General features: G+C 52.9%; 7 protein-coding genes. 5 read left to right on the top strand and 2 right to left on the bottom strand.

Going from position 1 to position 7,965, the window contains the following annotated elements; translation table 11 throughout:
• The 4 genes from A918_RS0113105 to A918_RS0113090 form a co-directional block, all read left to right on the top strand.
• A partial coding sequence (locus A918_RS0113105; protein ID WP_022711506.1) for an AEC family transporter occupies positions 1-683 on the top strand: 683 nt, incomplete at its 5' end.
• 115 nt (positions 684-798) lie between these two features.
• Positions 799-2,256 (top strand): NAD-dependent succinate-semialdehyde dehydrogenase, encoded by a 1,458-nt coding sequence (locus A918_RS0113100; protein WP_022711505.1) that lies wholly within the window; start codon positions 799-801, stop codon positions 2,254-2,256.
• A 343-nt stretch (positions 2,257-2,599) separates the two neighbouring features.
• The gene (locus tag A918_RS20445; RefSeq protein ID WP_022711504.1) at positions 2,600-3,349 is read left to right on the top strand and encodes a DUF1045 domain-containing protein; all 750 of its coding nucleotides are present in this window, start codon (positions 2,600-2,602) and stop codon (positions 3,347-3,349) included.
• Between the two features lie 24 nt (positions 3,350-3,373).
• Positions 3,374-4,534, top strand: coding sequence for an alpha-D-ribose 1-methylphosphonate 5-triphosphate diphosphatase (locus A918_RS0113090; RefSeq protein ID WP_022711503.1), 1,161 nt, complete (start codon positions 3,374-3,376; stop codon positions 4,532-4,534).
• 152 nt (positions 4,535-4,686) lie between these two features.
• On the opposite strand, the gene dusA is transcribed toward A918_RS0113090, so the two are convergent.
• Both dusA and A918_RS0113080 read right to left on the bottom strand, forming a co-directional pair.
• The gene (dusA, locus tag A918_RS20440; RefSeq protein ID WP_022711502.1) at positions 4,687-5,727 is read right to left on the bottom strand and encodes a tRNA dihydrouridine(20/20a) synthase DusA; all 1,041 of its coding nucleotides are present in this window, start codon (positions 5,725-5,727) and stop codon (positions 4,687-4,689) included.
• An 86-nt stretch (positions 5,728-5,813) separates the two neighbouring features.
• A complete protein-coding gene (locus A918_RS0113080; RefSeq protein WP_022711501.1) occupies positions 5,814-6,518 on the bottom strand; it encodes a TIGR02281 family clan AA aspartic protease in 705 nt (234 codons plus the stop codon).
• Positions 6,519-6,698: 180 nt separating this feature from the next.
• Here A918_RS0113080 and cobT point away from each other — a divergent pair, with 180 nt between their 5' ends.
• Positions 6,699-7,724: a nicotinate-nucleotide--dimethylbenzimidazole phosphoribosyltransferase gene (gene cobT, locus A918_RS0113075; protein WP_022711500.1), complete on the top strand. Its 1,026-nt coding sequence runs from the start codon at positions 6,699-6,701 to the stop codon at positions 7,722-7,724.
• The last annotated feature ends 241 nt before the right edge of the window (positions 7,725-7,965 follow it).

Genomic DNA, 7,965 nt, shown 5'->3' with positions numbered 1-7,965 from the left:
GGGCGGGTGTGGTCGCCGGTGTGACCGGCGCTTTTTCCAATCTGGTTTTTCTCGGTATGCCGCTGATGCTCGGCGTTTACGGCGAGGCGGGGCTGGTGATTATTTCGCTGATTATCAGCATTCATATGCCGCTGATGATGGCCGCATCGCTGATGCTGAATGAATGGGCTTTGCGCAAGGACGGCATCATCAACGGTGAAACCAGCCGTTATGACACGGCGGTTAAGTTTATCACGTCTCTGCTGCGCAATCCGCTGGTTATCGGCATTCTTGCGGGCTGGCTGGTACGCCTTTCGGGCTTTTCCATTCCGCAATTGCCGATGCAGCTGATTTCGATGCTGGCTGATGTATCGGGACCTTTGGCGCTGTTTGCGATGGGGATGGGGCTGAAGAAATTCGGCATTTCCGGCAATGTGATTGCCGCCGGTGTGAATGCTTCTTTCAAACTGATGCTGATGCCTGCTGTGGTTTTCGCTATGGCATGGCTGGTCGGGCTGCCGCCTTTGACGGCCAAGGTGGCAATTACCGCTGCGGCGCTGCCATCGGGCGTTAACTCCTATTTGATTGCCACGCGATTCGGCGTGGGGCAGGGACTGTCTTCAACCTCGATGGTGCTGGCGACGGCCGCATCTGCCGTTACGCTGGCAATGTGGATCGGTCTGGCGCAGGCGGTTTGGGGGTGAGGCGGTTTTTCGCGCTGATCCCTTGACATTATCCGCGCCAAAGCCCTTGATCTGAGCGGGAAGCAAGCATGCGATTTTGAGGGTAATTGCATGTATTGTCGTGAGGAGAGAAGTTATGAATGCGAATACCAGCCGGTTTATCAAACAGGCTAATCTGATCGGCGGCCAGTGGGTGGCTGCAGATAGCGGTGCAACGATCGATGTTATGAATCCGGCGACCGGCAAGGCGATCGGCACAATCCCGAAATCCGGTAAGGCAGAGACTGCGCGTGCGATTGAAGCCGCTGCACAAGCCTTTAAAACCTGGCGCAAAACCACAGCCAATGAGCGCTCGCAGAAAATGCGTAAATTGCATGATCTGATTTTGGCCAATCAGGATGCACTGGCTGAAATTCTGACCATGGAGCAGGGCAAGTCGTTCACGGAAGCCAAAGGTGAGGTAGCAAGCTCTGCCGCCTATATTCTGTGGTATGCGGAAGAAGCGCGGCGCGTTTATGGCGATGTGGTGCCGTCCCCTTGGGCAGACCGCCGTATTATGGTGACCAAAGAGCCGGTGGGCGTCGTCGCGGCGATTACACCGTGGAATTTCCCGTCTTCTATGCTGGCACGCAAGATCGGCCCTGCTTTGGCAACGGGCTGTACAGTCGTGGTGAAACCGGCAACGCAGACACCTTATTCCGGTTTGGCATGGGGCGTGCTGTGTGAAGAAGCAGGTATTCCGGCGGGGGTAGTCAATATTCTCACTGGTTCTGCCAGCGAAATCGGCGGCGAACTGACCCGTAATCCGCAGGTTGCCAAACTGACCTTTACCGGCTCGACCGAAATCGGCAAACTGCTGATGAAGCAGACAGCAGGCACTGTCAAAAAAGTCTCGATGGAACTGGGTGGCAATGCGCCGTTTATCGTTTTTGATGATGCTGATCTGGATCGCGCGGTTGCCGGTGCGATTGCGGCCAAGTTCCGCAATTCCGGCCAGACCTGTGTTTGCACCAACCGGTTCTTCGTCCAGTCCAAAATCTACAGCCGCTTTGTTGAGAAATTCACAGAAGCTGTGGAACAGCTTAAAGTCGGCAATGGTATGGATTCCGGTACCCAGCAGGGGCCGTTGATTGATATGAATGCAGTCGAAAAAGTTGAAGAATTTATTGCTGATGCGACCAAAAAAGGCGGCCGCATTGTTACCGGCGGCAAGCGCCACGCATTGGGCGGCAGCTATTTCGAGCCGACCGTGATTGCCGATGCCAAACCGCGTATGCGTTTCACTAAAGAAGAAATTTTCGGCCCTGTTGCTCCGGTTTATAAATTCAAATCCGAAGAAGATGTAATCGAACAGGCCAATAATACCGAATACGGCCTTGCCTGCTATTTCTATACGCAGGATCTTGGCCGCGCCTTCCGTGTGATGGAAGGGCTGAAATATGGTCTCGTCGGCGTCAATGAAGGACTGATCTCAACCGTTGAGGCACCGTTTGGTGGTCTGAAAGAGTCCGGTCTTGGCAAAGAAGGCGGACATCAGGGAATCGAAGACTATCTCGACACCAAATATGTCTGTATCGGCGGATTAGGTCTGTAAGCCTGAGTATATTTAAAATCGTCGGATGGCATATGGATATCAATACCATCCGTTTCAGGCTGAGATTTTTGGCAGTTATCGGAAATCTTTTCTGACCTATTTTACCAATGTGATTGCCGGATTGACCAAAAGACGCTTAACTCTGTTGATTCAAAACGTCTTTTTGTAAAAACCTGTCCGGTGTTTTTCAGTTTTTTAGGTATTGAGGCGTTTTTTCAGCATCTTGTCATAATAGGTGCGGACTGTGATTGTATAGAGCCCGCATCATCAGGCCACTTATGGCAAAGCATGGTATGACATCGTCTGACATGCCGGTTCGTAAACCTGTGAAAAAGGGATTTTTATGCGATACGGAATATATTTCACACCCTCTGCTCATGATCCGTTGCTGCGGGTGGCTGCAAACTGGCTTGGCCGCAATGCCTTTAACGGTATGGTTGTGCGCACGCCGGTGATTGGTTCCGTCAGCCCTGATGAGGTCAGTGCTCTGACTGAAGAGCCGCGCCGCTACGGTTTTCATGCGACGCTGAAAGCACCGTTTCGCCTGCATGATGATTATGAAGAACATCAGCTTCTCTCTGCGATGATGCATTTTGCCTCCAGCTATCAGGCTGTGCAGTTGCCTAAGCTCAAAGTTTCGCAGATCGGACCTTTCTTTGCGCTGGTCGTGTCCGAGCCTTGTGCGGAACTTCAGCAGCTGGCCAATGATGTGGTGGTGCATTTTGAGCGCTTTCGTGCGCCGTTGAATGCGCAGGAACTGGCCAAGCGCAAGCCCGAGAAAATGGATGCGATCCACCGTGCCAATCTCGACCAGTGGGGCTATCCTTATGTGTTCGAGCAATTCCGCTTTCATATGACCCTGACCGGCGCAGTGCCGGAGGAAAAACAGGCGCATGTGCGTAATGTGCTGGAAGAGTTTTTCGCGCCCGTGCTGAATGAACCGGTCAAGATCACCAATCTGGCTCTGTTTACCGAGGCAGAATCAGGTGTACCATTCGAAGTGCACTCGCTTCACCCGCTGACGGGTAAGCCGGTTGCTGCGCAGAATACGGTTTCAGCGGAATTGCAGCTGGAAAAAGCTGCGGCTGAATAGTCCTATAAAACTTTAAGAGAAGATATGTCCGCTCCAAACCAAAGTAAATCTGCCGAAACAATCCTGACCAATGCACGGATCGTGCTGCCTGATGAAATTATCAGGGGCACGGTTGTCATGCGCGACGGAAAGATTGCTGCGATTGATAATACAATCTCGGCATCGGGTAAGGATATGCACGGGGATTATCTGATCCCCGGTCTGGTGGAGCTGCATACGGATCATCTTGAAGGTCATTATGCACCACGACCGAAAGTGCGCTGGAACCCGCTGGCCGCTATTCAGGCGCATGATGCGCAGATCGCCGCCTCGGGAATTACCACGGTTTTTGATGCGCTGCGTGTTGGCCATGACGGCGAATGCGAAGTCGTGATTGATGACATGCTATTGCTGGCAGATGCCTTGCAGGCGGCGCAAAGCAAAGGCCGTTTGCGCGCAGAACATTATCTGCATCTGCGCTGCGAAGTTTCTTCCAATGATTGTATCAGTGCGTTTGAGCAGCTGCGCGGCGCATCGGGAGTGCGCCTTGCTTCCCTGATGGATCACGCACCGGGGCAGCGGCAGTTTCCGGATATGGAATCTTACCGCATCTATTTCATGCGCAAGAACAAAGTCAGCGAAGACGATTATCAGGTCTATTGTGACCGCCGTGTCGGTGAATCACAGCGCAACTCCGCGAAAAACCGTGCGCTGATTGCTGATTATTGCCATGCCAACGGCATTATGCTGGCAAGCCATGATGATGCGACGCAAGCCCATGTCGATGAGTCCGTGGCTCATGGTGTGGCGGTTGCCGAGTTCCCGACAACGGTTGAAGCCGCTGCAGCATCGCACTCCAACGGCATCGGCGTGATGATGGGCGGGCCGAATGTCGTGCGCGGCGGCTCCCATTCCGGCAATGTCTCTGCTCTGGAACTGGCCGAAAAAGGCTATCTGGATATTGTCTCGTCGGATTACATCCCTTTCAGCATGTTGCAGGGCGCTTTCAACCTTGCTCATGTGGTGGAGCATATTGATCTGCCGCAGGCTATCCGCATGGTCAGCACCAATCCGGCAAAAGCTGTCGGTATGACAGATCGCGGTTCAATCGCAGAAGGCCTGCGTGCTGATCTCGTGCGCGTTCACGCCATTGACGATGTGCCGGTGGTGCGCTCAGTCTGGCGAGAATCTAAAAGAGTGAGTTGATCTGCCCTCTGATGGCCTGCAAATTGCACCTTTTTCCGCTTCCGGTGCTCACGTACTATAAGTACGCTGCGCTCCGGTTCTCAAAAGGCACAATTTTCGTCTCACCATAAGGCAGATTAGGTCTGCGCTTTATATTTGCAGAATAGTTGCAATTATTCCGCTGCCTGTCCCGCACGGGCGGCGTTATTTTCTTCCACCTCGGCAGCGGTTTCGCACATCACCTGATAGGCTTTGCGGATGATCTTGCTGTCCGCATCATTGCGTGTGGCATCTGTCGAGAGAATTTGCCGCCAGCGGCGCGAACCCGCCTGACCTTGAAACAGCCCGACCATGTGGCGGCTGATATGCGCAAGGCGGCCGCCATCCGCAATATGCCGGTCAGCATAATCACACATCACGTCCAGCACTTCTTCCATCGACATCGGTGCGGTTTCATCACCATAAACAAGGCGATCCACATCACGCAGCACCATCGGTGTGTGATAAGCCGTTCGACCCATCATCACACCGTCTGTATGCTGCAAATGGGTTGTGGTGTCATCAAGGCTGGTAATTCCGCCGTTAATGCCGACAAAATGCTGCGGATAATCCTGTTTCAGCCGGTAGACGCGGTCATAATCCAGCGGCGGGATATCGCGGTTTTCTTTCGGCGATAGTCCCTGCAGCCATGCTTTACGCGCATGTACCCATAACGCATCTGCGCCTTCCGCAATCACCATGCGGCTGAGGTCTGAGAGTGCGGCTTCCTGATCCTGATCATCCACGCCGATACGGCATTTCACCGTTACCGGAATTTTCACTGCCTGTTTCATGGCGGCAACGCAGTCTGCCACCAGTTGCGGTGTCAGCATCAGGCAGGCACCGAAAGCGCCCGATTGCACACGGTCTGACGGACAGCCGACATTGAGATTGATCTCGTCATAGCCGAAGGATTCGCCGATTTTAGCGGCCTCGGCAAGTTTCAGCGGATCAGAGCCGCCAAGTTGCAGAGCGACAGGATGTTCCTGTTCCGAGAAGCCGAGCAGACGGTCACGCTTGCCATGGATGGCAGCATCGGCGACCACCATTTCCGTATAGAGTAAAGTATGGCGCGTGAGCAGACGATGCATAAAACGGCAATGCCTGTCCGTCCAGTCGAGCATAGGCGCGATGGAAAAGGTTTTGGCGGCATAGAGTTTTTCTGGTCTGGTCACAATGATCTTCTTTACGGCGTCTTCTCTGCGGATGTTTCTGCGCGGACATAATGGTTAAAGACCGGCCTGTCCAGCTTGACGGTTTTTCAGTCGGTCAGGATCAACTGATCGCGCTGCACAGTATAGGCACTCAGGCTGTTCATGAAATTCATACCCAGCAGGCTGCCGCTGAGCTGGCCTTCCTGTGAAACCAGTGCGCGCAGGTTCTGACGGGTAATATTGCCGATGCGGATTTCCTGCAACCGTACCGATGCAGCCATAGTGCGGCCATTGGCTGTGCTGACAGGATTTGTATAGCTGAGACTGCTGACATCAATACCGACTTTTTCAGCATCAGCCTGTGTCAGCACAATTGTGGAGGCACCGGTATCGACCATGAAGCGCACGCGCTGGTCGTTCACCAGTGCATTGACTTCAAAATGACCGTTGGACGACTGACCGATACTGACAGTTTCAGCACCATCAACACTATTTCCGCTGATTGCATTACCCGGTATCAGCCCTGCGGTGACGCGATTGGCAATATTGGTCAGTTCATACTGATATTGATAGCCGGTGACGAGGCCGAGAATAATCACCGCCCAGATCGCAATATTGCGCATCATATGATTGAGCGGAATACCGGAACCCAGCAAACCGGCAGCCACGACAATGCCGAAAATGCTCATATAGGCCGCATCGGCAAAATCATCATTGGCAAGGCCGAGTGTTGTACCGCTCTCGTCATTGACGATCAGAACGAGCAGGAGAATGGCAATTGCTGCGATAACCAGCCAGAATAAACGGTTCATGAAGTCATTGTTCCTGAGACTGTCGGATGATCCTGCCGAAGCAGGGTATGTCTTTATATGGAGGCTTTGGCCTGCGGGCACAATAATTTCATTTTTCTGCACTTTGAAAAACTGTGAGCAGGGCGTATAGCAGGCGCAGATGAATTTCCCCCTCTGCGGCTAAAAGACGGATTTGATAACGTGAGTACCAGCGGACTGCCATTTGATGATTTTCGTGAACTTATCAGCCAGCTTCCGGAAGCGAGCGAATTCGCTGGCGAAGCGGTGCGTGAACGTGAAGCGCGTTTGAGCAAACCTGTCGGCTCACTCGGGCGTCTGGAAGAGATCGCGGAATGGCTGGCTGCATGGAGCGGTAAAGCCAAGCCGCAGATCATGCGTCCTCTGGTGGCAATTTTTGCCGGTAATCATGGTGTGCTGGCGCAGGGTGTAAGCTCGCAGCCGCAATCGCTAACTATGGATATGGTCAATAATTTTGCTGCCGGCGGCGCTGCCATCAACCAGATTTGCATTGCCAATGATCTTGGACTGAAGGTTTTTGATCTGGCGCTGGAGCATCCGACTGAGGATATTACCGTGACAGCGGCGATGGATGAGCGCACCTGTGCGGCAACCATGGCTTTTGGCATGGAAGCAATTGCCGGTGGTACTGATCTTTTGTGCATCGGTGAAATGGGCGTTGGCAATACAACCATTGCGGCTGCGATTTCTCTGGCGCTGTTTGGCGGTCAGGCTGAGGACTGGGTGTCACTGGCAGCCGGTGAAGATGCAAGTGTGTTGCCTGCAAAAATCGCTGCGGTGAAAAAAGCCGTTGCTCTCAATGAAGGTAATCTGCGTGATCCGCTGGAAGTGCTGCGTCGTCTGGGTGGCCGTGAACTGGCTGCGATCACCGGTGCAATTCTCGCCGCGCGTGCCGAGAAAATTCCGGTGCTGATTGACGGTTATGTCGCCAGTGCCGCCGCAGCCATTCTGCTGGCGATGAATGGTGATGCGCTGGATCATTGCCTGTTCTCCCACGTGTCTTCCGAGCAGGGGCATCGCTTGTTGCTGGAGAAAATGGGTAAGGCACCATTGCTTGATCTGAATATCAGCCTTGGTTCCGGTACAGGTGCTGCACTGGCAGCCGGTCTGGTGAAAACCGCTGCTCAATGTCATGTCTCTATGGCAACTGCTGAAGATGCCGGTATGAACGGCCGCAGCGTTTCGTAATTCGAAACACAGTCTCAGAAATAAAAAAATCCGGCCGTGTGAGCGCGCCGGATTTTTTGCAACTTTGAGGTGGTGCTTTTTCGGTAATTTTTTATTGGGATTCAAAAATAATTTGCCAAAACTGCAATTAATTGCGGTTGTGCGCAGCCTGTCAGTTTTTAAGATAGATGCGTATTGGAGTATGAGGGTTTTAAGAGCAGGCGACAATTTTACTCAAAGTAATATTTGCTGAGAAGTCAGC

The organism is Pseudochrobactrum sp. AO18b (genome assembly GCF_000409565.1).
Taxonomy (GTDB): Bacteria; Pseudomonadota; Alphaproteobacteria; order Rhizobiales; family Rhizobiaceae; genus Pseudochrobactrum; species Pseudochrobactrum saccharolyticum.
The sequence above is the reverse complement of the archived record's forward strand: the minus strand, read 5'-3'. Positions and strand labels throughout refer to the sequence as shown.

Excerpts from the sequence above, each read along its gene's own strand:
- A918_RS0113100 (WP_022711505.1), top strand. The coding sequence starts at position 799 with ATGAATGCGAATACCAGCCGGTTTATCAAACAGGCTAATCTGATCGGC.
- A918_RS0113090 (WP_022711503.1), top strand. The coding sequence starts at position 3,374 with ATGTCCGCTCCAAACCAAAGTAAATCTGCCGAAACAATCCTGACCAAT.
- A918_RS0113080 (WP_022711501.1), bottom strand. The coding sequence starts at position 6,518 with ATGAACCGTTTATTCTGGCTGGTTATCGCAGCAATTGCCATTCTCCTG.
- A918_RS20445 (WP_022711504.1), top strand. The coding sequence starts at position 2,600 with ATGCGATACGGAATATATTTCACACCCTCTGCTCATGATCCGTTGCTG.